22 protein-coding genes and 2 pseudogenes are annotated in these 24536 nt (G+C 72.7%); 17 read left to right on the top strand and 7 right to left on the bottom strand.

The features are described from left to right. Window positions 1-8 precede the first annotated feature (8 nt). The 4 genes and pseudogenes from AC5L3C_RS18090 to AC5L3C_RS18075 all read left to right on the top strand — a co-directional run. Window positions 9-692: a response regulator gene (locus AC5L3C_RS18090; RefSeq protein ID WP_493649890.1), complete on the top strand. Its 684-nt coding sequence runs from the start codon at window positions 9-11 to the stop codon at window positions 690-692. Next, window positions 689-2167: an ATP-binding protein gene (locus AC5L3C_RS18085; protein ID WP_493649889.1), complete on the top strand. Its 1479-nt coding sequence runs from the start codon at window positions 689-691 to the stop codon at window positions 2165-2167. Before AC5L3C_RS18090 ends, AC5L3C_RS18085 begins: the two co-directional genes overlap by 4 nt. Beyond that, window positions 2164-2745 carry a hypothetical protein gene (locus AC5L3C_RS18080; RefSeq protein ID WP_493649888.1) on the top strand — a complete coding sequence of 194 codons (582 nt, stop codon included), beginning with the start codon at window positions 2164-2166 and terminating at the stop codon, window positions 2743-2745. Before AC5L3C_RS18085 ends, AC5L3C_RS18080 begins: the two co-directional genes overlap by 4 nt. A 43-nt stretch (window positions 2746-2788) precedes the next feature. Then, window positions 2789-2902: pseudogene (locus AC5L3C_RS18075) on the top strand (GNAT family N-acetyltransferase); the annotation flags it as partial. Between the two features lie 108 nt (window positions 2903-3010). Here the strand turns inward: AC5L3C_RS18075 and tnpA are convergent. Beyond that, a complete protein-coding gene (tnpA, locus tag AC5L3C_RS18070; RefSeq protein ID WP_493649887.1) occupies window positions 3011-3427 on the bottom strand; it encodes an IS200/IS605 family transposase in 417 nt (138 codons plus the stop codon). A gap of 25 nt (window positions 3428-3452) precedes the next feature. Here tnpA and AC5L3C_RS18065 point away from each other — a divergent pair, with 25 nt between their 5' ends. Further along, window positions 3453-4661 (top strand): RNA-guided endonuclease InsQ/TnpB family protein, encoded by a 1209-nt coding sequence (locus tag AC5L3C_RS18065; RefSeq protein ID WP_493649886.1) that lies wholly within the window; start codon window positions 3453-3455, stop codon window positions 4659-4661. 38 nt (window positions 4662-4699) lie between these two features. Beyond that, a pseudogene (locus tag AC5L3C_RS18060) lies at window positions 4700-5131 on the top strand (GNAT family N-acetyltransferase); the annotation flags it as partial. A 28-nt stretch (window positions 5132-5159) separates the two neighbouring features. Here AC5L3C_RS18060 and AC5L3C_RS18055 read toward each other — a convergent pair. The 3 genes from AC5L3C_RS18055 to dhaM are packed head-to-tail and all read right to left on the bottom strand — an operon-like array spanning window position 5160 to window position 6319. Then, a complete protein-coding gene (locus tag AC5L3C_RS18055) occupies window positions 5160-5606 on the bottom strand; it encodes an ATP-binding protein (RefSeq protein WP_493649885.1) in 447 nt (148 codons plus the stop codon). Between the two features lie 49 nt (window positions 5607-5655). Beyond that, window positions 5656-5943, bottom strand: coding sequence for an HPr family phosphocarrier protein (locus AC5L3C_RS18050; RefSeq protein ID WP_493649884.1), 288 nt, complete (start codon window positions 5941-5943; stop codon window positions 5656-5658). After that, window positions 5927-6319: a dihydroxyacetone kinase phosphoryl donor subunit DhaM gene (gene dhaM / locus AC5L3C_RS18045; protein ID WP_125505224.1), complete on the bottom strand. Its 393-nt coding sequence runs from the start codon at window positions 6317-6319 to the stop codon at window positions 5927-5929. Before dhaM ends, AC5L3C_RS18050 begins: the two co-directional genes overlap by 17 nt. A 61-nt stretch (window positions 6320-6380) precedes the next feature. On the opposite strand from dhaM, the gene AC5L3C_RS18040 reads away from it, so the two are divergent. From AC5L3C_RS18040 to AC5L3C_RS18010, 7 genes are all read left to right on the top strand, one after another. After that, a complete protein-coding gene (locus tag AC5L3C_RS18040; protein ID WP_493649883.1) occupies window positions 6381-7154 on the top strand; it encodes an IclR family transcriptional regulator in 774 nt (257 codons plus the stop codon). A 331-nt stretch (window positions 7155-7485) separates the two neighbouring features. Next, window positions 7486-8247 carry an MIP/aquaporin family protein gene (locus AC5L3C_RS18035; protein WP_493649882.1) on the top strand — a complete coding sequence of 254 codons (762 nt, stop codon included), beginning with the start codon at window positions 7486-7488 and terminating at the stop codon, window positions 8245-8247. Window positions 8248-8308: 61 nt separating this feature from the next. Further along, a complete protein-coding gene (dhaK, locus tag AC5L3C_RS18030) occupies window positions 8309-9307 on the top strand; it encodes a dihydroxyacetone kinase subunit DhaK (protein ID WP_493649881.1) in 999 nt (332 codons plus the stop codon). Between the two features lie 543 nt (window positions 9308-9850). Further along, window positions 9851-10498 (top strand): dihydroxyacetone kinase subunit DhaL, encoded by a 648-nt coding sequence (gene dhaL / locus AC5L3C_RS18025; RefSeq protein ID WP_493649880.1) that lies wholly within the window; start codon window positions 9851-9853, stop codon window positions 10496-10498. Beyond that, window positions 10495-12180 carry a phosphoenolpyruvate--protein phosphotransferase gene (locus tag AC5L3C_RS18020; RefSeq protein ID WP_493649879.1) on the top strand — a complete coding sequence of 562 codons (1686 nt, stop codon included), beginning with the start codon at window positions 10495-10497 and terminating at the stop codon, window positions 12178-12180. Before dhaL ends, AC5L3C_RS18020 begins: the two co-directional genes overlap by 4 nt. 116 nt (window positions 12181-12296) lie before the next feature. Then, window positions 12297-12842, top strand: a complete 546-nt coding sequence (locus AC5L3C_RS18015; RefSeq protein WP_493649878.1) for a nuclear transport factor 2 family protein — start codon at window positions 12297-12299, stop codon at window positions 12840-12842. 198 nt (window positions 12843-13040) lie between these two features. Then, a complete protein-coding gene (locus AC5L3C_RS18010) occupies window positions 13041-13778 on the top strand; it encodes an SGNH/GDSL hydrolase family protein (RefSeq protein ID WP_493649877.1) in 738 nt (245 codons plus the stop codon). A 37-nt stretch (window positions 13779-13815) separates the two neighbouring features. On the opposite strand, the gene AC5L3C_RS18005 is transcribed toward AC5L3C_RS18010, so the two are convergent. Beyond that, entirely contained in the window at window positions 13816-15483 is a 1668-nt protein-coding gene (locus AC5L3C_RS18005) for a PucR family transcriptional regulator (RefSeq protein WP_493649876.1), read from the bottom strand. Window positions 15484-15686: 203 nt separating this feature from the next. On the opposite strand from AC5L3C_RS18005, the gene AC5L3C_RS18000 reads away from it, so the two are divergent. The 3 genes from AC5L3C_RS18000 to AC5L3C_RS17990 are packed head-to-tail and all read left to right on the top strand — an operon-like array spanning window position 15687 to window position 18747. Next, window positions 15687-16955, top strand: a complete 1269-nt coding sequence (locus tag AC5L3C_RS18000; protein ID WP_493649875.1) for an aspartate aminotransferase family protein — start codon at window positions 15687-15689, stop codon at window positions 16953-16955. After that, on the top strand, window positions 16952-17311 hold the full coding sequence (locus AC5L3C_RS17995; RefSeq protein WP_493649874.1) for an FAD-binding oxidoreductase: 360 nt from the start codon (window positions 16952-16954) through the stop codon (window positions 17309-17311). Before AC5L3C_RS18000 ends, AC5L3C_RS17995 begins: the two co-directional genes overlap by 4 nt. Then, window positions 17308-18747, top strand: coding sequence for an NAD-dependent succinate-semialdehyde dehydrogenase (locus AC5L3C_RS17990; protein ID WP_493649873.1), 1440 nt, complete (start codon window positions 17308-17310; stop codon window positions 18745-18747). Before AC5L3C_RS17995 ends, AC5L3C_RS17990 begins: the two co-directional genes overlap by 4 nt. A gap of 16 nt (window positions 18748-18763) precedes the next feature. On the opposite strand, the gene AC5L3C_RS17985 is transcribed toward AC5L3C_RS17990, so the two are convergent. Together AC5L3C_RS17985 and AC5L3C_RS17980 are read right to left on the bottom strand one after the other, a co-directional pair. After that, window positions 18764-19264: a hypothetical protein gene (locus tag AC5L3C_RS17985; RefSeq protein WP_493649872.1), complete on the bottom strand. Its 501-nt coding sequence runs from the start codon at window positions 19262-19264 to the stop codon at window positions 18764-18766. 55 nt (window positions 19265-19319) lie between these two features. Continuing rightward, entirely contained in the window at window positions 19320-23009 is a 3690-nt protein-coding gene (locus AC5L3C_RS17980) for an nSTAND1 domain-containing NTPase (protein ID WP_493649871.1), read from the bottom strand. A 262-nt stretch (window positions 23010-23271) separates the two neighbouring features. Between AC5L3C_RS17980 and AC5L3C_RS17975 the strand changes: the two genes are divergently transcribed. Continuing rightward, a complete protein-coding gene (locus AC5L3C_RS17975) occupies window positions 23272-24447 on the top strand; it encodes an acyltransferase family protein (RefSeq protein WP_493649870.1) in 1176 nt (391 codons plus the stop codon). Window positions 24448-24536 lie beyond the last annotated feature (89 nt).

Below are 24536 nucleotides of genomic sequence, written 5' to 3'. Positions count from 1 at the left end.
AACCGCCGATGCCCCGGGTGCTCCTCATCGAGGACGACCCCTCCGTACGCGAGGGGGTCGAACTCGGCCTGCGCCGCCGCGGCCACCAGGTACGGGCGGCCGCGACCGGCGAGGCGGGACTCGCCGCGCTCACCGCGTTCCGCCCCGATCTGCTGCTGCTCGACCTGATGCTGCCCGGCATGAACGGCGTCCAGGTCTGCCGGCGGGTCCGCGAGCACAGCCAGCTGCCGATCATCATGCTCACCGCGCGCGGCGACGACTTCGACGTGGTCATCGGCCTGGAGGCCGGGGCCGACGACTACATCGTCAAGCCCGCCCGCACCGAGGTGATCGAGGCCCGGATCCGTGCCGTCCTGCGCCGGCTGGACGGCGGCGGCGCGGGGCGCGCGGCCGTCGAGGTGCACGGCGACCTCACCATCGACCGGTCCGCGCTGACCGTGAGCAAGTCCGGCCGGCCGCTCGCGCTCGCCCCGTCGGAGATCAAGCTCCTGCTGCACCTGTCCGCCGCGCCCGGGCAGGTGTTCAGCAGGCAGCAGCTCCTCGAGCACGTCTGGGAGCACAGCTACCACGCCGACGCCCGGCTGGTCGACGCGTGTGTCGCCCGGCTGCGCGGCAAGATCGAGGACGAGGCGGGCAGCCCCCGCTACGTCCGGACCCTGCGTGGCTTCGGCTACCGCTTCGGACCGCTGTGACCACGGGTCCCGGCCCCTCCCGGCCTGCGATAAGGGCGTTCGGCCTGCGCACCCGGCTGCTGTTCGCCTTCCTCCTCGTCGCCGTCGTCAGCGCCGGTACGACGGCCGCGCTGACCTACCGCGAGGCCCGCACCGCGCTGCTGAAGACCGCCCAGGACACGGCCGTCTCGTCGTTCCGCGACCAGGTCCAGCAGACCGGGTTCGGCCTGCCCGTGCGGGAGGAGGGCCTGGAGGACGTCCTGCGCGACCTCGCCCGCAAGGGCAAGCCGCGCCCCTGGGTGGTGTTCGCCGAGTACGGTTCGCTGCGCGCCTCCTCGGGCGAGAACCCCGTCTCCACCGTCATCACCCCCGAGCTGCGGCGCGCCGCGACGGCCAACCCCCGCGGCCACTTCGAGCGGGTCGTCAAGGACGGCGTCCCCTACCTCACCATCGCCATGCCCACGGTCTTCAGGACGGGCCCCGACAGCGTGCTGCCCAGCGGGCTCGTCCTGTACGCCGTCATGCGGATGACCGACGAGCAGGTCAACGTCGACGCCCTGCTCATCGCCGCCCGGGACGGCGCCCTGCCCGGCCTCGCCGTCGCGCTGATCCCCGGTCTGCTCGCCGCACGCAGCGTGCTGCGCCCGGTGCGGCAACTGCACCGGGCCACCCGCAGCCTGGGCAGCGGCCGGCTCGACACCCGCATCCCGGTGCGCGGCCGCGACGAACTGGCCGACCTGGCGCGGACCTTCAACGAGTCCACGGGCCGGCTGGAGCGGTCCGTGCGCGAACTGCGCGAGGCCGAGCAACGCGCCCGCCGCTTCGCCTCCGACGTCTCGCACGAACTGCGCACCCCGCTCGCCGGGATGCTCGCCGTCACCGAGGTCCTCGAGGAGGACGCGGCCGGCCTGGACGCCGACACCGCCCGCGCGGTGCGGCTGGTCAGCACGGAGACGGGCAAGCTCGCCGTGCTCGTCGAGGACCTGATGGAGATCTCCCGCTTCGACGCGCGCGCGGCCGAGCTGAACGCCGACGAGGTGGACGTCGCCGAGGCCATCCGCAAGACCCTGCACAGCCGGCACTGGACCGACGAGCGGATCCGCACCCAACTCCCCGACGGCATCCGCGCCCGCCTCGACCCGCGCCGCTTCGACCTCGTGATCGCCAACCTCGTCGGCAACGCCCTGAAGCACGGCGGCGCGCCCGTCACGGTACGGCTGCGCACCGCGGCCCGCTCCCCGGGCCCGCCCGTGCTGATCACCGAGGTCGCGGACAGCGGACCCGGCATCCGGCCCGCGGTGCTGCCGCACATCTTCGACCGCTTCTACAAGGCCGACGCGGCCCGCACCCGCTCGGCGGGCAGCGGCCTGGGGCTGGCCATCACGCTGGAGAACGTCAAGCTGCACGGTGGAACGATCAGCGCGGGCAACCTTCCCGGAGGGGGCGCCGTCTTCACCGTGGAGATACCGCTGCACGCGGCGGAGGCGGACGCATGAGGCGCGCGGCGGTGCTCGCGGTGGCGGCCGCCGTCCCCCTGCTCGGCGCCTGCGGCATCCGGGACACCGACGTCATCGAGGCGGGCGCCCCCGCCTCCGTCCAGGCCTTCTTCGACCGCGACTACGAGATGCTGCTCTTCTTCCGCGCCCCCGACGGAAGCGTGCGCCCTGTCATCCGGACGCCCGGGGCCGTGGACGAGTTCGGCGGCGGTTACGTCGTCGGACCGGAGGCCGGGGACCAGGCCGGGTCCGGCCCGGTGCGGACGGAGGACGTCGTCGCGGCCCTGCTGACGGGCCCGCGCGAGGAGGACCGCGCCGCCGGACTCACCACCGCCCTGCCCGCGCCCGGCCCCGGTGCCACCGTGCAGATCACCTCCACCGCCGACAACACCGTCACCGCCCGCCTCCCCTTCCCCCTGAAAACCCTCGACCCCACCGCCGTGCGCCAGCTGACCTGCACCATCGCCTACAACCGGGACGCCGACGGCAGGACCGTCGTCCACCTGAAGGGCGAGGACGGAGCCTCGGCCACCGCGACCTGCACCCCGTCCGGCGGCGCCACCCCGTCCCCGACGTAAATCCGCTGTCGCGCCCGCGCCGCCGGGACCCAGGATGGTGCGCATGACCCTGCCCACTCCCGTCCTCCGCACCGCCCGCCTGCGCCTGCGCCCCTTCACCGACGCCGACGCCGGCCGGCTCTTCGCGCTGCACAGCGACGCGCACGTGCTGCGCTACCGGGTCTATTCGCAGTGCACCGGGCTTCAGCCCGGTGGTGAAGCGAATCTGAGAACTGCTCTGACCTCAGCTGTGTGCACGGATTCGCACTGTTCACCTCAACCCGGGTCAGAGCGGCCGGTTCTGCTGCTCGATGTACTGCTTCACGATGCTGAGCGGTGCGCCGCCGACGGATCCGGCGAAGTACGAGCCGGACCACAGACGTTGTGCCCGCCAGTAGTGGCGGACGAGTTCGGGGAACTCCTGACGGAGGCGTCGGGAGGACACGCCCTTGAGGGAATTCACCAGCTTGGACACGGCGACCTTCGGCGGGAAGTTCACGAGCAGGTGGACGTGGCTGGCCTCGCCGTTGAACTCGACCAGCTCGGCCTCAAAGTCCTCGCACACGGCGCGCATGATCTCCTCGCACCGCGTCAGGTGCCGGTCGGCGAAGACTTTGTGCCGGTACTTCGTAACGAAAACCAAGTGGACATGCATGCGGAAGACGCAGTGGCGACCTGCACGGATGTTCTCATCGATACCCATAAACCAACTGTGTATCATGATCGGCGTGCAGCTTCGGTACAGCTTCCGCCTGTACCCGAGCGCCGGTCAGCGCAGCGCGTTGGCGAGGGCGTTCGGGTGTGCGCGGGTGGTCTACAACGACGCGCTTCGCGCTCGGGAGACCGCCCGCAGCCAAGGACTGCCGTTCCCCAAGACCGGGGACCTGGCCAAGCGGCTGATCACGGAGGCGAAGAACACCCCGGAGCGGGCCTGGCTCAGCGAAGTCTCCGCAGTCGTCCTCCAGCAGTCGCTGCGCGACCTGGACACCGCGTACAAGAACTTCTTCGACGGCCTGAAGGGCAAGCGCCCGCGCATGGGCGCGCCCCGGTACAAGTCGAAGCGGGACACCCGGCAGTCCGTGCGGTTCACGGCGAACGCCCGCTGGTCAATCACGCCGGGCGGGAAGCTGCGTCTGCCGAAGATCGGCGACCTGAAGGTCAAGTGGTCCCGATCCCTGCCCTCCACCCCGTCCACGGTGACCGTGGTCAAGGACAGCGCGGGCCGGTACTTCGCGAGCTTCGTCGTCGAGACCGGCCCCGAGGAACTGCTGCCGCAGTCGATGCCCGAGATCGGGATCGACCTCGGGCTGGGGCACTTCGCGGTCCTCTCGAATGGGACGAAGGTCGACAGCCCGCGGTTCCTGCGCCGGGCCGCCAAGCGCCTGAAGAAGGCCCAGCGGGATTTGTTCCGCAAGGAGAAGGGCAGCAGGAACAGGGACAAGGCCAGGGTCCGCGTCGCACGGGCACACGCCCGGGTCGCGGACGCGCGCCGCGAGTTCCACCACCAGCTCTCCACGAAGCTGATCCGCGAGAACCAAGCGGTCGCCGTGGAGGACCTGGCGGTGAAGGGGCTCGCCCGTACGCGCCTGGCCAAGTCCGTCCACGACGCCGGATGGTCGGCGTTCGTGAGCATGCTGGAGTACAAGGCCGCCCGGTACGGGCGCACCTTCATTCGGATCGGCCGCTTCGAGCCCACGTCTCAGGTGTGCTCGCAGTGCGGTGTCAAGGACGGCCCCAAGCCCCTGCACGTCCGTGTGTGGACCTGCGGGGCGTGCGGGGCCGTCCTGGACCGGGACATCAACGCGGCGGTCAACGTCGCCAAGGCGGCCGGACTGGCCGTGTCAGCCTGTGGAGCGCAGGTAAGACCGGGACTCCTCCCGGCACCGCGCGGCGAAGCAGGAACCCTCTCGACACCGCAGCCTTCAACGGCTCGGTAGGCGGGAATCGCCGTCCTTCAGGGCGGCGAGGATGTCAATGGGACTCGCCGCCGTGGACCGAACCGGCCCGCGCCGAGCGGTTCATCACCGTGTGCCGGAAGATCGCCGACGAGGGCACGGGCGCGCGCGTGGCCATCGACCGTGTCTCGGACGGGGCTTTCGTCGGCTGGTGCGGTCTGACCGGATGGAACCCGGATCACCGCAGCGCGTCGCTGGGCTACGTCCTCGGCGAACCGATGTGGGGCCACGGCTACGCGACGGAGGCCGCCCACGCCGTGCTGCGGTGGGCCTTCGACACCCTGGACCTCAACCGCGTCCAGGCCGAGACCGACACCCGTAACGTCCCCTCCGCCCGCGTCCTCGGAAGACTCGGCTTCGTCCGCGAGGGCACGCTCCGTGAGGACTGCGTCGTGAACGGCGAGGTCTCCGACACCTGGGTGTTCGGCCTGCTCAGAAGGGAGTGGCGCTGAGCCGGCGGTCACCGGGCACGACGGGCTGTCAGGCGGCCGGTTCCAGGAGTGCCCACCGTGTGGTTCGGCCGGCCTGGCGGGATGTGCCGTGGCGGGTGGCGAGGGCCGCGACGATGTCGGTTCCGCGGCCGCTCTCGCGGTGCTCCTCGGGGCCGGCGTGGGCGGGGCCGGGCCCGGGGGCCGGGCCGGCGTCGGTGACCTCGATGCGCAGGGCGCCGCTGCCGGGGTCGGGCAGGGACAGGTGCAGGACCGCCGGCGGGCGGGCGTGGAGGATGGCGTTGGTGGCCAGCTCCGAGATCACCAGGAGGGCGTCGTCGGCCGTCGCGGCGGGCATGCGCCACCGGGCGAGAACGGTGCGGACCCGCCGGCGTACGGCGGAGACGGCCTCCGGGATGTGCGGGATCGGGCAGGCGTGCTCGAACCGGGACGGCGGGCCCGCCCGTGAGTCGGACGTGTATGTGGCGGGGGCGTTCACCTCGGCCACCTCCACTGGTCTCGCTGGTGTGCCGCTCGTCGCGGCCGGGTCACTCGGCGGTGGCGAGAATCTCTGCCAGCGCCGCTACGGCCTGTTCGGCGTCCTCACCCTCGGCACGGACGGTCACGGTGCTGCCGGCGGTGGCGCCCAGGCCCATCACGGCGAGTACGCCCGCCGGATTCACCGTCCGGCCGGCGTACTCCAGCCGTACGGCACTGGTGAAGGACGACGCGGCCCGGGCGAGCCGGCCCGCGGGCCGGGCGTGGAGATGGGCGGGCAGGACGACGTCAGCCTCGTGCCGGGACGCGGTCGTGGCGGGCTCAGAGCTTGTGGACATGGCGTGCCTCCTTGGCGGCGTCGGCGACGGCTTCGAGACCGGCGCCGGACGCGGCGGTGACGACGGCCGCGACGGCCCCTTCGACGAAGGGCGCGTCGACGATCAGCACGTCGGAACGGGGATGGTCTTCCAGAACGGTGCGGGCGGTCAGCACGGAGCTGCCGAGATCGGGCAGGACGACGACACCCTGGCCGCGGTCGGCGCTGCGGATGGCGTCGAGGACGCGGTCGTAGCTGGTGCCGATCCGGCCGTCGTCGGTGCCTCCGGCGGTGGCGAGGGGGACCGAGTCGGAGCCGATCTGCTCCACCAGCAGGCGGAGTCCCGCAGCGAGCTCGGCGCTGTGGGACACGAGTACGATGCCGACGGATGTGCTCATGAATCCGTACCGTAGATGCCGGAACGCTGTTCAGCAATAGCGAACGAGGGAGAAGTTCTCGATGGTGCAGGCGGTGCAGCGGGCGGTGCAGATCCTGCGGGAGCTCGCGGCCACCGGGCCCCGGCTCGGCGTGACCGAGCTGGCCGACCGCCTGGGCGTGGCCAAGCCGACCGTGCACGCGCTGCTGCGCACCCTGGAGGCCGAGGGCCTGGTGGTGCAGGACCGGGACAGCTCGAAGTACCAGCTCGGCCCCGACCTGGTGCAGCTGGGCAACGCCTACCTGGACACCCAGGAGCTGCGCACCCGCTCGCTGACCTGGGCGGACCAGCTCGCCCACCGCACCAACGAGGCGGTCTGGGTGGCCGTGCTCACCGGCGACCAGGTCATGGTCGTGCACCACGCCTTCCGGCCCGAGGGGGCCGTGCAGATCCTCGAGGTGGGCGCGAGCATCCCGTGGAGCACGTGCGCCCTGGGCAAGGCCGTCGTCGCCTTCCTCCCGGCCGCCGAGCGCGAGCGGCTCCTCGCGGCCGAGCCGGCCGTGCTCACCGGTGCCAGCATCACCGAGCCCGAGGAGCTGGCCGCGCAGCTGAAAGAGGTGCTCAGGACCGGTTACGCGGTCGAGGACCAGGAGTCCGCCATCGGGGACGCCGGCATCGCCTCCCCCGTCTTCGACCGCTCCGGCGCGGTGGTGGGCGCCCTCGGCATCGTCGGCCCCGTCGAGCGCGTACTGGCCGCCTCGGCACGTCAGGAGCACGCCGTCGCCGTACGCGAGACCGCCCGCAACCTGTCGCGCGACCTGGGCGCCCCGCGCGGAGCCGCCGGGCGCGGCAGGTGAACCGACCGCGCGCCGGCGGCCGTCCTCACCGGCCCCTCCGCCTCCCGCACCAGGCCCCCCGGTGAACTCCGGGGGGCCTGGTGCGTGCCGACGGAACGTCAGGGCTGCCGAAGGTCTTGACAGTCCGGAAACGTCCCCTTAATTTCCAGAACAACGTTCAGCCATGACGAACGTCATCCAGCCGGGAGACTCCAAGCTCACGCTCCCCGGCCTCCCTTGAGCGGCCGCCAGGTTGCCCGACCCTGACCACCTGGCGGCCACCTCCCTTCACAGCCCGCCCCCGCGGAGGAGGTGAGACGCCCACGCCGCCGCTCCGCGCTGGGCGCCTTCCATGGAAGAAAGTTCCTACTCGCACAAGCTCGTGGCCGAGATGCTGGGCACGGCCGTCCTGATCTTCATCGGCGTCGGCTCCATCCCCGCGACGCTCCTCGTCAACGGCGACGCCCCGTTCACGTTCGCCGACCTGGGCATGATCGCGCTGGCCTTCGCCACCGCCGTCGTCGCGATGGTCTACGCGATCGGCCATGTCTCCGGCTGCCACATCAACCCCGCCATCACCCTCGCGCTGGCCGTGACACGGAAGATGCCCTGGCGGGACGTCCCCGGCTACCTCGCGGCCCAACTGGCCGGCGCGGTGCTCGGCGCCCTCGCGATCGTCGGGGTGCTGGGGAGGAAAGCGGTCGACCTCGGCCTCGGCATCGCCGTGTACGGCACCGGAGTCGGCGCCGGCCAGGCGTTCTTCGCCGAGGCCGTGGGCACCTTCATCCTCACCCTCGTCGTCTTCGGCGCCGTCGACCGCCGCGCGCCCGGCGGGTTCGCCGGGGTGGCCATCGGGCTCGCCGTCTTCGCGATCATCATCCCGCTCGCCCCCGCCACCGCGGCGTCCATCAACCCCGCCCGCACGCTGGGCCCGATGCTCACCGGCGAGCTGTTCGGCGGCACGGTCCACTGGGACCAACTGCCGGTCTACGTCGTCGCCGAGGCGCTCGGCGCGGTCACCGCCGGCGTCCTGTACGCCGCCCTCGGCACCCGCCGTCCCGCCACCGTCACGGCTGCCGACGGGAGCCGGCCGGCCGAGTCCGCCTCGGCGTAACTGCTCCGCACCACTCCTCCGCGCGACTCCTCCGCGCACCAAGGCAACAAGGGACCCCGTCATGAAGAAGCTCATCAACGCCCCCGAAGCGGTGCTGGCCGAGGCGCTGTCCGGGCTCGCCGCCGCCCACCCCGGTCTGCGCGTCGACACCGGGAACAAGGTGATCACCCGTGCCTCGGACACCGCGCCGGGCAAGGTCGCCCTGGTCTCCGGCGGCGGATCCGGGCACGAGCCGCTGCACGGCGGTTTCGTGGGCCAGGGCATGCTCGACGCGGCCTGTCCCGGCGAGGTGTTCACCTCTCCGGTGCCGGGCCAGATGCTGGCCGCCGCCCAGACCGTCGACGGCGGCGCGGGCGTGCTGTTCGTCGTGAAGAACTACACCGGTGACGTCCTCAACTTCCGGATGGCCGCCGAGATGGCCGCCGACGAGGGCATCGCCGTGGAGACCGTCCTGGTCGACGACGACGTGGCCGTCCAGGACTCCACCTGGACGGCGGGGCGCCGGGGCACCGGCGCCACCGTCTTCGTCGAGAAGATCGCCGGCGCGCTCGCGGAACGGGGTGCCGACCTCGCCGCCGTGGCGGAGATGGGCAAGCGGGTCAACGCCGCGTCCCGTTCCTTCGCCGTGGCGCTGACCGCCTGCACCACGCCCGCCTCCGGAAAGCCGGGTTTCGACCTGCCCGAGGACGAGATCGAGGTCGGCGTCGGCATCCACGGCGAGCCCGGACGCAGCCGCGAGAAGCTCCGCCCGGCCAGGGACATCATGGCCACCGCGCTGGACGCCGTCCTCGCCGACCAGCCCCTCGACCGCGGCGACAACGCCATCGTCATGGTCAACGGGCTGGGCGGCACCCCGCTCCTCGAGCTGTACGTGGCCTTCCACGAGGTCGCCGCCGCTCTCGCGGACCGGGGGGTGACCGTCGCCCGCAGCCTCGTGGGCAACTACGTGACCAGTCTGGACATGGCGGGTGTTTCGCTCACCGTGTGCAGGGCCGATGCCGACATGCTGTCCCTGTGGGACGCACCCGTGAACACCCCGGCCCTGCGCTGGGGCGCCTGAACCGAGCCGGGTCCGCGCGCGACGCGGACCCGGCCCGGCTGTCCGCCCGCCCGCACCCCTCGCGTCCAGCCCCGGCTCTTTCCGGATCCGGGACCGGTTGCCCCGGGACCGGACTCTTTCGGGGCTGGCCCCTTCCGGGACCGGATCCGCCCGGGGCGGACCTTCCCGGGTTCGGGCTCTCCCGGGAGGCCGGTTCTCCTCGGGACTGGTTCTCCTGGGATCGGCCCTTCCCGGGCTGGCCCCTTCCGGGACCGGATCCGCCCGGGGCGGACCTTCCCGGGTTCGGACTCTCCCGGGAGGCCGGTTCCTCTCAGGGCCGGTGCTCCCCGGGACCGGCCCTCCCAGGGACTGGCCCTTCCCGGGCTGGACCTTCCCGGGACCGGTTCTCCTGGGATCGGACCTTCCCGGGGCGGACCCTCCTGGGACTGGAACCTTCCCGGGACCGGATCCGCCGAGGAACCGGTCCCTCCCGGCACCGGTCCCGGCTCCCTCCGCCCGCCCGCGCACCTCGCGCCCGACAAGCCCGCCCACCCCGTACCGACCATGAACGGAGACCCCGTGGACACCGACCTCGCCCGCACCTGGGTGCAGGCCATCGCAGCCGCCGTGGACCAGCACAAGGACCACCTCACCCAGCTCGACTCGGCCATCGGCGACGCCGACCACGGCACCAACATGCACCGCGGCTTCTCCGCCGCCGTCACGGCCCTGGCCGACTACGAGCCGGACACCGTCGGGGCCGTCCTGGTCAAGACCGGCACCACTCTCGTCTCCACCGTCGGCGGCGCCTCCGGACCGCTCTACGGCGGTGCCCTCCGCGCCATCGGCAAGGCCCTGGACACCCCCACCGCCGACGCCGGGCAGATCGCCGACGCGCTGGCCGCCGGCCTGGCGAGCATCGAGAAGCTCGGTGCGGCCGCGCCCGGCGACAAGACCATGATCGACGCCTACGCCCCCGCGCTGGAAGCGTTCCGGCAGCGGGCCGACGCGGGAGACGACGCGGCGACGGCGGCCGCCGCCGCGGCCGAGGCCGCCGAGGAGGGCATGCGGGCCACCACACCGATGCAGGCCCGCAAGGGCCGCGCCTCCTACCTCGGCGCCCGCAGCGTCGGCCACCAGGACCCCGGCGCCACCTCCACCGCCCTGGTCTTCCGCGCCCTCGCCGACACGCTGGCGGGGGAGGCCCGATGACCGCCCGTCGCCGCACCTACCGCGGGCACGCCGCCGCACCCGGGACGGCCCTGGGCGTCGCCCACCGCACAGACCGCCCGCTCACCAGGACGGAGCTGCCCCAGCGCATCGGCGGCGACCCCGGGCGGCAGATCACCGACGCCTTCGACGCCGTGGCCGCGCGCCTGCTGGACCTGTCCACCTCCCTGCGCGAACAGGGCAAGGACGAACAGGCCGACATCATGGAGGTCAACAGCTACCTCGCGCAGGACCCGGACCTGCGCGACCAGGCCGTCAAGCGGGCGCACGAGGGCCTGCCGGTCGCCGTCGCCGTCCGCCAGGCCGTCGACACCTACGCCGGGATCATCGCCGCCCTGGACGATCCGACCCTCGCCGAACGCGCCGCGGACGTACGCCAGGTCGGCCGCCGCGTCCTGGCCCACCTCCACGGCGAGCCGGCCCCCTCCCCCGACCAGCCGCTCGTTCTCACCGCCCACGAGATAGGCGCCGCCGACCTGCTCGAACCCGGCCGGACGGTGACCGGCGCCCTCTCCGTGACCGGCGGCCCGAACTCGCACGCCGCGATCGTCGCCCGTTCGCTGGGCATCCCCTTCCTCCTGGGCGTCGAGCCCGCACTGCTCGACCTGCCGGACGGGGCCGAGATCCTGCTCGACGCCGATACGTCCACCGCGGTCGCCCACCCCGGTGAGGAGGAGCGGGCCAGGGCCCTGCACGCCATGGAGGCAGCCCGGGCACGCAGGCTCGCCCTCGCCGAGGAGCGGCACCTGCCCGCCGAGACCCTCGACGGGCACCGCGTCGTGCTGCGGGCCAACGTGGCCACCTCCGCGGACGCCCGCGCGGCCGTCACCACGTGCGCGGAAGGCGTCGGCCTGCTCCGTACCGAGCTGCCCTTCCTCAACCACCCCGCCTGGCCCACGCGGGAACAGCACGCGGCCGCCCTCGTTCCGGTCATGCGCGCGCTCACCGGGCAGGTCGTCACCGTCCGCACGCTCGACTTCGCCGACGACAAACTGCCGCCGTTCCTCGCCCCCGACAGGGGCGGGCGGATCGGCCGCGGGCTCTCCCTCATGCTGGCCCGGCCTGACGCCTTCGCCGACCAGTTCCGCAGCCTGCTCGGCGCCGGAGCCGGCACCGATCTGCGCATCATGATCCCCATGGTCGCGAGCGTGGACGAACTACGCGCCTGCCGCGCCCTGCTGGAGACGGCGGCCGCCGAAGCCGACGTACCCGTACCACCGTTGGGCATCATGGTGGAACTGCCCGAAGCGGTCGCTGCGGCCGACGATCTCGCCCGTGAGGCCGACTTCTTCTCCGTCGGCAGCAACGACCTGACCTGCCAGATCCTGGGCCTGGACCGGCGCGACCCGGCCGCCACACCCGCGGCGGCGGCGCACCCCGCCGTCCTCGGCGCCGTCTCCCGTGTCGTCACCGTCGCCCACCGCCACGGCCGTCAGGTCTCCGTCTGCGGCGACGCCGCCGCACACCCCCTCGTGATACCCCTCCTCCTTGGCCTCGGCTGCGACAGCCTCTCCGTCGGCCCCGCCGCCCTCGACGAGGTCCGCGCCCGCATCCGCCGCCTCCGCCTCGACACCTGCGTCTCCCTCGCGGCCACCGCCCTGACCCGCGAGACTGCCGAAGACGTCCGGCACCTCGTCGAGGAGGCGGACAGCCGGCCCGCGTGACGCGGCGGTGTCAGCCGGGGGCGGGTGAGCGCGCCCTCGTCCCCGAGCGTCGGCGCCGACCATCTGTTCAGCACGACCGTCCTGCGCAGGCCGCGACGGGAGAGGAGAACCTGACGATGCCGTGGACCGAGCAGGAGGCGGTGGCCTTCGTCGAGCACCACATCGAGGTGTGGAACAAGCACGATCTGGAGGAAATCCTCCAGTTGTACACCGAGGACGTCGAGCTGGTCTCCCCGTTCGCCGGACAGGTGGTCGGCAGCGACGTCGTGCGCGGCCGGGACGGCCTGCGCGAGTACTTCGGCACCGCACTGGCCAAGAACCCCGACCTGCGCTTCGAGATCGTCGACGTGCTGCGCTGCGTGGACAGCGTCACGATCTACATGCGCGGCGTCGGCGGCCCGCATGGTGGCCGAGGTGCTGTTCGTCGACGACGAGGGACTGATCAGCAAGGTGCTGGCGCACTACTCCTCTTCCGCGCCCTGACCGCCGTCACGCTGGCCGAGCCGCGCCTACGGGCACAGGACGGGAGGACTCATGGACCGGGCCGCGACCTGACGGCTGGTCACAAAGGGCAGTGGTTGCAGGGGTTTCCCTCGGCGGGCGCACGGGCCCGGGGTCGCGTACGCGCCACCACTGCCCGCCGCCCGCCGTGCCATTCCTGAAGAAAAGTCGATCCATGCCGACGGCGCATTGGTCCAACTGCCCTTTGGGGCAGCCCATCTGTTGCGAATAAGAAGCGCTGTGTGAAGCTGTGCCGCACCTCGATCACCAGTTCTCCCTATTCGTTTCAGAAGGAACTCATGCGTAAATTGACGTCGATTGCTGTCAGCTCCGTAATGGCATGTGCCGGACTGACGGCGATGGCCGCTGCCCCCGCCCAGGCCGCGGAGGAGCTCCAGTACGTGGCTCTGGGGGATTCCTACGCGTCCGGGGTCGGCGCGGGGAACTACGACCCGGACGGCGGTGACTGCAAGCGCAGCGCGAACAGCTACCCGAGCCTGGTGCAGAAGGCGCACTCGGAATACAAGCTGACGGACGTCTCCTGCAGCGGCGCGACCATCGAGGACGTGCGCGCCAATCAGCTCTCCGCCGTGAACGGCGACACCGACGTCGTCACCGTCACCGTGGGCGGCAACGACGCCCAGTTCACCACCGTGGCCACGGACTGCCTGCTGAATACGGACAGTTACTGCAAGTCGTCCGCGGGAATGGCGTCGTCCTACGCCAGGAACCAGCTGGTGACCGAACTCGCCGGACTGTACGGGGAGATCAAGGACCGGGCGCCCGAGGCGGAGATCATCGTCCTCGGTTACCCGAGGGCGCTCTCCCCGACCGGTACCTGCCCGCTGATCGACCTCAGCGTCGACAAGCGGACCTACATGAACGGCTTCGCCGACGCGCTGGCCGAGGGCACCGAGGCCGCGGCGGCGCAGCAGTCGGTCACGTTCGTCGACGTGCGCGACGCGTTCCAGGACCACGGGGCCTGCGGCTCCGACTCGTGGATCAACGACCTGACCAACCTGTCCGAGGTCTTCCACCCGACCGCGGCCGGCTACCAGTCCGGCTACTACCCCCAGCTCGTCAAGACCCTCGGCTGAACACCGCCCGGCTGACAGCGCCCGGCCGCCCGGGCCGTCAGCCGTCGCGGAGCACGTCGAGAGCCGTGAGGGCCACATGGAGTTCGGTGCGCTGCGCGCCGGATTCGAGGTCGCAGCCCAGCAGCCGCTCGATCGTGCGCAGGCGTTGGTAGAACGTCTCGCGGGACAGGCCGCCGCGGCGGGCGGCACTGGTCTTGTTGCCGGCGGCGTCGAGGTAGTGGCGGAGGGTCGTCAGCAGATCGGTGCCCTGCCGGTGGTCGTGGTCGAGGAGACGGCCGAGGCGTTGTTCGGCGTAGTCCTGGACCCGGGTGTCCGCGCGGAGCGCGTACAGCAGGCCGCGCAGGCCGACGTCGGAGAGCTCGTGGAAGGAGCGGCCCGGCGGGAGCGGCCGGCCGGGCGGGGTGGCCTCGGCGACGCGCGTCGCCTGGCGGAAGGAACGGGGGGCGCCGGTGAGGTCGTCGGCCTCGGAGCCGACGCTCACGACGGCCCGCGGGGACAGCTCGAGCGCGGCCCGCGCCACCTGCTCCACCACCGGCCGCCAGGCACGTGAGGAGCCGAGGGCGAGCAGTACGCCCAGACGGCCCGGGGCCAGTTCGCCGACGAGCGCCGGGGCCGCCGTCCGGCGCACGGCCTGGGCCAGCCGGCTCTCGGCCCGCGCCGTGGTGTCGTCCACCGGGAGCTCCACCACGACGGTGAGGAAGCGGCAGTCCCCGGTGGGCAGGCCCAGTGCGGCCACCCGCGCGCGGGCGTCCTCGGGGGAGCGGTGGCGCTGCTCGACGAGGTCGCGCAGGGCGCCCCGGTGCGCGGTGCGTTCCCAGGGGGCGGGGTGGATGAGGCGGGCGACGGTCAGGGCCATCGCCGTCCGCTCCAGGACGATGACATGCTCCGGATCGAAGGCCTGCTCGAAGGCCTGTCCGGAGGACGGATCCGCGGCGAGGGCGGGCAGCATGACCACGCGTCCCCAGCGTTCGCCCTGGTACTCGACGGGTGCGGTGAGCCAGCCCTCCGGGCCGACCCGGCTCCTGGGGTCGCCGGGCGGGGCGGCCCTGGAGCGTTCCTCCCAGCCGGTGAGCGCCTCCTCCAGGGTGGTGCCGGAAGGCGCGCAGATCAGTGCCTGGTGGACGAGGTTCTCCAGGACGACCGTGCGGCCGCCCATCTCGGCCGCCGCGCGCATGACGTCCTCGGGTCCCGCGCCGCGCAGCGTGAGCGCGGTGAACGCCTCGTGGACGCGCTGGGTGCGGCGCATCGCCTCGGCCTGGTTGCCGAGGATGAGGGCGTGCACCACCTGGGTGACCTCCAGGAAGTTGACGTCCCGGGCCAGGGTGATCAGGGGCAGACCGCGGGCGCGGCAGGCGTGCACGAGGGCGTCGGGCGGGCGGTGGTAGCGCCGTACGAGTTCGATGACCAGGGCCGCCGCGTCCACGTCGGCGAGTTCGTCGACGTAGCGGCGCACCCCCGCGGCGTCGTCGGGCAGCGGCATGCCGGTGGTCAGGACGAGTTCGCCGCCCTTGAGGAAGGAGGCCGGGTCGGTCAGCTCGGTGATGTGGACCCAGCGGACGGGACGGCCGAGGAGGGGCAGGCCGGTGACCACCTGGGGCTGTCCGGAGGCCATGACGGGCAGCGCCAGCACGTCGGCGACGGTGAGGGCACGGCCGGGCGGACCGTCGGACCGGCCGTCGGCGTCCAGCGGGGGATTGTCGTTCACGGTGTCTCCCTCAGTGCGCGGCCACTGTGACAAGCATGGCTGACCTGCACAAGAGCCGGGCACGTCCGCCCGCCGACCCCACACCTGACACAACGTCCGAACATCGTGCCCCCGGCGGACAGATCGCGCGTTGGCCCCGGTCGGGGTGGTGGAGATGCTCGAGGGGAGCGCACGCGTCCGACGACCCACGCCGGGAGACGACCATGACCGCACTGTCGCCGCATCTTCGCCAGGCCACGCCCGTGACGGCGGTGCGGGGCGAGGGCGTCCACCTCTACGACGAGGAGGGCCGCCGCTACCTCGACTTCACCGCCGGCATCGGTGTCACCAGCACCGGGCACTGCCACCCCGAGGTCGTGGCGGCGGCGCGGGAGCAGGTGGGCACGCTGATCCACGGCCAGTACACGACCGTCATGCACCCGCCGCTGCAACGGCTCGTGGAGAAGCTGGGCGAGGTGCTGCCGGCCGGCCTGGACAGCCTGTTCTTCACCAACTCCGGCAGCGAGGCCGTCGAGGCCGCACTGCGGCTGGCCCGCCAGGCGACCGGCCGACCCAACGTCCTCGTCTGCCACGGCGGCTTCCACGGCCGTACCGTCGCCGCCGCCTCGATGACCACCTCCGGCACCCGGTTCCGGTCCGGGTTCTCCCCGCTGATGAGCGGCGTGGTCGTCACCCCCTTCCCGACGGCGTACCGCTACGGCTGGGACGAGGAGACCGCCACCCGCTTCGCCCTCCGGGAACTCGACTACACCCTCCAGACGATCTCCTCCCCCGACGACACCGCCGCGGTCGTCGTGGAACCGGTGCTGGGCGAGGGCGGCTACGTCCCCGCGACCTGCGCCTTCCTCGAGGGGCTGCGGGAGCGGGCCGACCGCCACGGTTTCCTGCTGATCCTCGACGAGGTGCAGACCGGCGTCGGCCGCACCGGCCGCTTCTGGGGCCACGACCACTTCGGCGTCACGCCCGACATCCTCGTCACCGCCAAGGGCCTGGCCAGCGGCTTCCCGCTGTCCGGCATCGCGGCCCCGCAGGAGCTGATGGCGAAGGCGTGGCCCGGCTCGCAGGGCGGAACGTACGGCGCCAACGCGGTCGCCTGCGCCGCGGCCTGCGCCACGCTCGACGTCGTACGCGAGGAGAAGCTCGTCGAGAACGCCGAGGCGATGGGCAAGCGGCTGCGCCACGGCCTGGAAGCGGTGGCCGGCCGGACCCCGGGCATCGGGGACGTGCGGGGCCTCGGGCTGATGCTCGCCACCGAGTTCGTCACCGAGGACGGCGGCCCCGACCCCGAGACCGCCGCCCGCGTCCAGCGCGCCGCCGTCGACGAGGGCCTGCTCCTGCTGCTGTGCGGGGCGTGGAACCAGGTCGTACGGATGATCCCCGCCCTGGTCGTCGACGAGACGGCGGTGGACGAGGGCCTCCGGGCGTGGACGGCCGCGGTGGAGGCGGGAACCTCGCAGTCCCCGGCACGATGAGCGACGCCCTCGGGCGGCTGACCGCCCGGCTCGCCGAGTCCGCTCCGGGCCTGCGGCTGAAGACGGGCCCCGGCACCGGCGCCTACGCCTACGACGCCTCCACCTACCGGGTCCCTCCGCGGGCCGTGGCGTTCCCCCGCACCACCGACGACGTGGTCGCGGTGGTGCGGGCCTGCCGGGAGACGGGCGTTCCGGTCACCGCGCGGGGCGGCGGCACCAACATGGCCGGCAACGCGGTCGGGCCCGGTGTCGTCCTGGACCGACCGCGTCCACGTCCGCATCGACTTCGACTTCGCCTCCGCGCGCCCCGCGGAACTCCTCGCCCCGCCGCCGACCGACCAGGAGGGACACCATGACCGGTACACCCACGCAGTTGTTCATCGGCGGCGCCTGGGCGGACGCCGCGGACGGCGCCACGATGCCCGTCGACGACCCGGCGACCGGCGAGGTCATCGCCCGCGTCGCCGACGCCGGCCCCAAGGACGCCCGGCTCGCCGAGGAGGCGGCCGTCGGCGCGCAGGAGGAGTGGGCGCGTACGGCACCGAGGGCCCGCAGCGAGATCCTGCGCCGCGCCTACGAGATCATCATCGGGCGCACCGACGAACTCGCCCGCCTCATGACGTCCGAGATGGGCAAACCGCTCGCCGAGGCCCGGGGAGAGGTGGCCTACGCGGCCGAGTTCTTCCGCTGGTTCGCCGAGGAGGCCGTACGCGTCGACGGCGGCTACGGCACCCTCCCCGACGGCCGCCACCGCATGCTGCTCTCCCGCCGGCCGGTCGGCCCCTGCCTGCTCATCACCCCCTGGAACTTCCCCCTCGCCATGGGCACCCGCAAGATCGGCCCGGCGATCGCGGCGGGCTGCACGATGATCCTCAAGCCGGCACCCCAGACCCCGCTCTCCGGCCTCGCCCTCGCCGCGATCCTGAAGGAGGCCGGGCTCCCCGACGGCGTGCTCAACGTCGTCACCACCTCCCGCGCGGGGGAGGTGTGCGAACCGCTCCTGCGCGGCGGGCGGATCCGCAAGCTGTCCTTCACCGGGTCCACGGCCGTCGGACGGCACCTGCTCGCGCTCAGCGCGGAAGCGGTCGTACGGACCTCGATGGAGCTGGGCGGGAACGCGCCGTTCATCGTCTTCGAGGACGCCGACCTGGACACGGCCGTCGACGGCGCGATGCTCGCCAAGATGCGGAACATGGGCGAGGCGTGCACCGCCGCCAACCGCTTCTTCGTGCACCGGTCGGTCGCCGGGGAGTTCGGGCGCCGGCTGGCCGAGCGGATGGGCGCGCTCGTCGTGGGCCCCGGGACCCGGGACGGCGTCGACGTCGGACCGCTGATCGACGCGGCCGGCCGCGCCAAGGTGGAGGAGCTGGTCGCCGACGCGGTCGGGCGCGGGGCCCGGGTGCTGGTCGGCGGCCGTACCCCGGAAGGACCCGGCTGCTTCTACCCTCCGACGGTGCTCGCCGACGTCGACCCCGCGAGCCGCCTGATGAACACCGAGATCTTCGGCCCCGTCGCGGCGATCCTCACCTTCGACGACGAGGACGAGGTCATCGGCCGCGCCAACGACACCCCCTGGGGCCTGGTCGGATACGTCTTCACCGAGGGCCTCGACCGGGCCCTGCGCGTCAGCGAACGCCTGGAGGCGGGCATGGTCGGCCTCAACACCGGCCTCGTCTCCAACCCGGCCGCGCCCTTCGGCGGCGTCAAGCAGTCCGGACTCGGCCGCGAGGGCGGCCGGGCCGGGATCGAGGAGTTCCTCGAGGTCCAGTACCTCGCGGTGCCGGTGCGCTGACGCGCCGGCCGCCGGGCTACTCCGCCGGGAAGAGCCGCAGCTCGGCGGTGTCCCCCACGATGGAGACGACGGCGATCGACAGCTCGTTGACGGTGGAGGGCCCGCCCTGGTCAGGACGCTGACCGAGCAGATTGGACGTGAACCCGGTCGCGTCCACCGAGGTCAGATCCACCCCCTCGGCCCCCACATCGGTCACGGTGAACGGCCCCGCCCGAAGCCCGTCGGCACGCGGAATCTCGGTGCCCTTCGTCACGACGACCGTGCACGTCCCGTCCGCACACGCCTGCAGCTGGGCCGGAGTCGACGGCTTCATCGGCTTCGCCGCAGTCGGCGACGGCGAGGGAGAGGTTGGCGTGGGCGCAGGGGAGGCGGACGACGGCTCGGCGGAACGGGAGGGCGTGGCCGACGCGGCGGCCTTTGCGTCGTCGTCGGAGCCGCAGCCGGTCAGCGCGGCGGCGGCGAGGACGAGGGCGCACATGATCCCCGCCCGGGCGGCCGATGATTCCCATGTGGTCATGGCACCGTTCTACGGGCGGAGCCCCGGGAGGGGTCCCCCGCGCGGGTACGGCCGGTCAGCAGTCGGTCCCGGCGGACCGGTCGTGCACGTACCGGGACCGTTCCGCGGGGGTGAGAGTCCTGCCGACGGCTTCGCAGATGTCCCGGATCGCACCGGTGGGATCGGGCAGATCGATCTCCCACAGCCCGACGGATTCGTCTGTGCCGACGGCCAGAGTGCGCCCGTCCGGGCTGAACGCCACTGCCGCGGCCGGACGGGCCGGCAGGGTGGCGCGCGTCCGGCCGGTGTTGAGGTCCCACAGCCCGACCCCTCTCACGGTGCTCGCGGCAAGGGTGCGTCCATCGGGGCTGAACGCCTGCGACGTCACCTCATCGTCGGCGCTGAAGCGGCCCTGGAGCCGCCCGGTGCGTACGTCCCAGGTCCTCACCTCGCTGCCACTCGCCGTGGCCAGCGTGTCCCCGTCCGGGCTGAACACCAGGGACAGCGGGCTCCGGGCGCTCGTGTCGATGGTGTGCCGGGTACGGCCGTTGGCCGCATCGAGCAGGCTGACCCGTTCGCCGCTGTCCTCGACATGAGCGACGGCGAGGGCGCGTCCGTCCGGGGCGAACGTCACCGCCCGCACGGGCCGGCCGTGGCCGATGCGGACGGTGCGCAGGGCGCCCGTCGAGAGGTGCCAGATCCGTACCGACCCGTTCACGCCGACGATGGCGAGCCGCGTCCCGTCGGGGCTGAAGACCACCATGTCGACGGCCCCCAGTTCGCGGCTCCGGCGAAGACCGCCCGTGGCGATGTCCCGGACCTCGATCACCTTCTTCCCGACGACCCTGGCAGCCAGGGCGCGCCCGGCCGGGCCGAACCCGACGGCTCCGGGGCGTGGCACCGTGAGGGGCGGCTGCTCTCCCCGGCGTGCCGGAGCGGTGTCGAGCGCCAAGGCGGCTTCGTGTTCGCCCGTCCCGACCTCCCGGAGTCGTACGGACCCACGTCCGGGCGGCCCCTGGTGGACCGCGGCCACCGTACGTCCGTCCGGACTGAACGCCACCCCGGCGACGGACGTGCCGGCAGGGCCCGAGAGGACGGTCCGCGGATGATGCACGGACGGGCTGTGGACCCGGACGACGGGATCCAGGTTGCTGCTGGTGACCAGGGTGCGGCCGTCCGCACCGAGGGCCACATCCATGAGTCCGCGTCCGTGGTGACCGGCGGTCACGGTGGCCATTGCCGTGCCGGAGACGGTGTCCCACAGCCGTACCGTGTCCCCACGGCCCGGGATGGCGAGGGTCCGCCCGTCCGGAGCGAAGGCCACTCCGCTCAAGTCGCCCGCCTTGTCCCGAATGGTGCGCCGGACATCACCCGTGGCCGTCGCCCGCAGTTGCACCGAACCGTCGTCGCGGACAACGGCGTACGTCCGCCCGTCAGGACCGAACCCCACGGCATGGCTATCGGTCCCGTCGGCGTGTGTGGTCCGCGTGCGACCGGTGCCCACGTCCCACACCCGCACCGCCCCGTCGAGGGCGGCTGCGGCGACGGTACGTCCGTCGGGCCCGAAGGCGACGGCGTGCGCGTCAGAGTGACGGGTGAACCTGTGCCGCTCCCGTCCGGTGGCGGCATCCCACACCCGTACGGCAGCCGGCGAGGCGACGGCGACCGTACGCCCGTCGGGGCTGAAGTCGACCGCGCGTACCGCACCGTCGGGAACGGCGAAGTCCGTGAGTTTCCTGCCGGTGACCGGATCCCACAGGCCCACGGTCGTGCCGGTCCCCTCGGCGGTGGTGACGGCCAGAGTGCGTCCGTCGGGGCCGAACGCCAAGACGTCGCTGATGCGGTGGCCGGTGACGGTGTGCCGGAGCCGACCCTCCGGCAGGTTCCAGATCCGTAGGGTGCCGTCGCCGCTTTGGGCGGCGAGGGTGTGTCCGTCCGGGCTGAGGGCGATGGACTGCACGGGTTCGGTGCCGCCGATCAGGCGCTTGCGCAACGGCAGCGCCGCGGCGGCGTACAGGGCGGCGGTGGCTTCGCGGGTGGGGCTGGTGCGGTGGGCACGGACCGCGAGCAGTGCGGCGAGGTCGGGTGCGGAGTCCAGGAGCGCACCGGACTGGGCGGCCAGTTGCCGGGACTGGGCCAGTTGCTGGGCGGCCACGGCGCTCTTCCACTGCCTCGCGGCGAGACCGGCGGCGACGAGGGCGAGGCACAGGGCGGTGGTGACCGCGGTGAGCACGAGCCGGTACCGTCGGCGGCCCTTCCGTGCGAGGGCGCAGCCGGCGTCGAGGAAGGAACGCTCCAGGTCGGTCAGTTCCTCGCGCGGTGCTCCGCCGAAGTGTTCCCGGGCGGCGGCGAGCCGGCTTCCTCGGTACAAGGCGTCCTCCTCGCGGCCCAGCTCCTGCCACGCGTGGGCCGCGGCCGTCAGGTTCCGGTGCACACGCAGGCGTTCGCGGTCCTCCTCGATCCATCCACGCAGCCGCGGCCAGCCAGTGATCAGAGCCTCGTGGACCAGCTCGACCATGTCGCCGTCCAGGGTGAGCAGCCGTGCTCGGGCGAGCTCTTCCAGCACCCGGGCGGTGTCCTCCCGGTCGGCGCCCGGCAGTTCCGCGCGGTGGACGGGACGACGGGTGTCGGGGGCGCCGTCGCCCGGGAAGATCAGACGTAGCAATATTCGCCGGGCGACGCCGGCTTGGCCTTCCGTGAACCGGCCGTGGACCGTCTCGGCACTCCTGGCGATCGCGCCGTCCAGACATCCGGCCGCCTCATAGCCCGCCAGGGTCAGTGTCTTGCCCCGGCGGTGGCGCCAGGTCTCCAGCAACGCGTGGGACAGCAGTGGCAGCCCGCCCGGCGCGTCGGCGACCGCCTCGACCAGCCGGGCCGTGAGGGCGCGCTCCACGGTCAGTCCGGCGGCCGTGGCCGGCTTGACGACGGCGTCGCGCAGTTCCGCCGGCGTCATCGCCCCGGCCAGCAGATTGGCGTCGCGCAGTGCGTCGGCCAGGCCGCGGTGCTCGGCGCAGCGGCCGTAGAAGTCGCCGCGCACGGCCAACAGCACCCGTAAACGGCTTCCGGGCCGCCGGGCGGCCAGCAGCAGATCGATGAAGCGGGCGCGCTCGACGGCGTCGGTGCAGAGGGTGAAGACCTCCTCGAACTGGTCGACGATCACGAGCGTGTCCGCCCCGGCGCCGCGTGTGTCGGCCGTGAGGAGGGGCGTATGCCGTCCGACGGGTCGTTCGCCCGGCGTGAGGATGCGGATCGCGGCCGGTCGTAGATCCGGCTCCTGCGCCTGCCGCAGAACGGGTATCAGACCGGCCCGCAACAGCGAGGACTTGCCGCTGCCGGAGGGCCCGAAGACCGCTGCGAACCGCCGACGGCGCAGCAGGTCGACCAGGTCGGCGGTGAGCTGTTCCCGGCCGAAGAACAAGGCGCTGTCGCCGGTCTCGAACCGTGCCAGCCCCCGGTACGGCGCGACTGATCCGCCGTCATCACGGGAGCCGTCACGGGCGGCTTCCTCCACCGCCGTCCTCCATCGGGCATCCCACTCCGCCCGATCCCCACCGCACGCCTCCGCATAGGCCAGGGCCACCGGCAGCGTCGGCAGCCGCTCACCCGCCGCCGCCTGCGACAGCGTGGTCACCGAGTAGCCCGCCCGCTGGGCCAGGGCCCGGTAGGTGATCCCGCCGGCCGCCGCCCGCAGCTCGCGCAACTCGTACGCGAACCGCTGCACCGGCCCCGATGCCGGGTCAACCGGTACCTCACGACGTCCCGCCACACCCTCACCCTCTCCGGCTGCCCCGCATCGGAGCGGACAGCAGGCGCCCCTGCACGCCCGTCATTGTTCGGCCGCCAGAACGGTACTGCCGAACAAATGCTCAGAGCGCTGAACTCGTCGACGCGAGCGGCACGGGCCCCGCCCACGCCACACCCCTGACACCTCACTGGAAGGACCCCGTCGACGCATGCACCCCCTACCGCCCGCCTCCGCACCACCCGCACGGCCACCGGGGGTGAGGGGACGGGCATCTCCCTCGCGCATGGGATGGCTGGACGCGTTGCGCGGCATCGCCGCACTGGTCGTGGTGTTCGACCACTCGTCGTACACCTTCATGGCGGACTTCCGCGGGGAACTGATGCCGCACTTCAACACCAGCCGCTACGGCATCATGGTGTTCTTCCTGGTGAGCGGCTACATCATCCCGGCCTCGCTGGAGCGCCGGGGCTGTGTTCGCACGTTCTGGATCGGACGGATCTTCCGTGTCTACCCGCTGTGGGCGGCTGTCGTCACCGTGCTCATCGCCGCGCACCTGGCAGACATCGCGGAGCTGCCCGACCTCGGACAACACAGCACGGCCGCCGTCGCCGCCGCCCACGCCACGATGCTCCAGGAACTGCTGGGCACGCCGAACCTCCTGCTCACGCTGTGGACGCTCTCCTACGAGATGTCCTTCTACCTGCTGGTCGTCGCCCTCTTCACGGTCCGCCTCCACCAGCACTCCGCGGCGATCGCCGTCACCCTGGCCGTTCTCGCCGCGGCGAGCACGACAGCAGGGCTGGCACTGCCACCCTCCGCCCTGTCCTCCCACGTCGGTGCCGTCCCTCTGATCACCCTCGCGTCCGTAGCCATGGCCGTAGCCATCGCCTGCGCGAGCGCGAGATCATCCGTGCTCAGGGGATTCGGCGCCGTGCTGGGCGGCATGCAGGCGCTGGCCCTGGTCCCGCTCAACGGCACTGTCCCGGTGTGGGAGGGCCTGACGATCCTCGCCGTCATGTTCCTCGGCACCGCCGTCCACCGCGCCGAGACCGGCCAGAACACCTGGAGCCGCACGACCGTCGCGGCCATGGTGGTGGTCGCCTGTGCCGTGGGAAGCGCGTACGCGCACGGCGACGGCGACCACTTCACACGACGCGGCTGGATCACGGCGTTCCTGCTCGCCGCCTTGACCTTCACCGCCGGCCTGACATCACGCCACCGACGCCTCCCACGGACCCTGACCGGCCTGGGAACGATCAGCTACTCGGTCTACATGGTTCATCCGCTGCTGCTGACACTGATCGACAGCACGCTGGGCCGCCGCCGGCAGGACGACCTCGCACTGGAAGTGGCCTTCTTCACCGCACTCCTACCCCTGTGCCTCCTGACCCACCGCTACATCGAAACCCCGAGCCAGACTTGGGGCCGTAGGCTGGCACGACGCGTGCAGCCACGGTGACGAGCCCCGCAGAAGGCCCCGGAGCCCGACGCGTGCGGAAGTTTCGGACTCGCCGCGGCCTGGAGCGGCCGGGCCGCGGCGAGTGAATG

The organism is Streptomyces speibonae (assembly GCF_984686075.1).
The sequence above is the reverse complement of the archived record's forward strand: the minus strand, read 5'-3'. Positions and strand labels throughout refer to the sequence as shown.

Bases quoted from the DNA above. Each gene is read 5' to 3' on its own strand.
- AC5L3C_RS17990 (WP_493649873.1), top strand. From the start codon at position 17,308: ATGACCGGTACACCCACGCAGTTGTTCATCGGCGGCGCCTGGGCGGAC.
- AC5L3C_RS18020 (WP_493649879.1), top strand. From the start codon at position 10,495: ATGACCGCCCGTCGCCGCACCTACCGCGGGCACGCCGCCGCACCCGGG.
- AC5L3C_RS18010 (WP_493649877.1), top strand. From the start codon at position 13,041: ATGGCCGCTGCCCCCGCCCAGGCCGCGGAGGAGCTCCAGTACGTGGCT.
- AC5L3C_RS18035 (WP_493649882.1), top strand. From the start codon at position 7,486: ATGGAAGAAAGTTCCTACTCGCACAAGCTCGTGGCCGAGATGCTGGGC.
- AC5L3C_RS18080 (WP_493649888.1), top strand. From the start codon at position 2,164: ATGAGGCGCGCGGCGGTGCTCGCGGTGGCGGCCGCCGTCCCCCTGCTC.
- AC5L3C_RS18040 (WP_493649883.1), top strand. From the start codon at position 6,381: ATGGTGCAGGCGGTGCAGCGGGCGGTGCAGATCCTGCGGGAGCTCGCG.
- AC5L3C_RS18090 (WP_493649890.1), top strand. From the start codon at position 9: ATGCCCCGGGTGCTCCTCATCGAGGACGACCCCTCCGTACGCGAGGGG.
- dhaK (WP_493649881.1), top strand. From the start codon at position 8,309: ATGAAGAAGCTCATCAACGCCCCCGAAGCGGTGCTGGCCGAGGCGCTG.
- AC5L3C_RS18015 (WP_493649878.1), top strand. From the start codon at position 12,297: ATGCCGTGGACCGAGCAGGAGGCGGTGGCCTTCGTCGAGCACCACATC.
- AC5L3C_RS18000 (WP_493649875.1), top strand. From the start codon at position 15,687: ATGACCGCACTGTCGCCGCATCTTCGCCAGGCCACGCCCGTGACGGCG.
- AC5L3C_RS17975 (WP_493649870.1), top strand. From the start codon at position 23,272: ATGGGATGGCTGGACGCGTTGCGCGGCATCGCCGCACTGGTCGTGGTG.
- dhaL (WP_493649880.1), top strand. From the start codon at position 9,851: ATGAACGGAGACCCCGTGGACACCGACCTCGCCCGCACCTGGGTGCAG.
- AC5L3C_RS17985 (WP_493649872.1), bottom strand. From the start codon at position 19,264: ATGACCACATGGGAATCATCGGCCGCCCGGGCGGGGATCATGTGCGCC.
- AC5L3C_RS18050 (WP_493649884.1), bottom strand. From the start codon at position 5,943: ATGTCCACAAGCTCTGAGCCCGCCACGACCGCGTCCCGGCACGAGGCT.
- AC5L3C_RS17995 (WP_493649874.1), top strand. From the start codon at position 16,952: ATGAGCGACGCCCTCGGGCGGCTGACCGCCCGGCTCGCCGAGTCCGCT.
- dhaM (WP_125505224.1), bottom strand. From the start codon at position 6,319: ATGAGCACATCCGTCGGCATCGTACTCGTGTCCCACAGCGCCGAGCTC.
- tnpA (WP_493649887.1), bottom strand. From the start codon at position 3,427: ATGGGTATCGATGAGAACATCCGTGCAGGTCGCCACTGCGTCTTCCGC.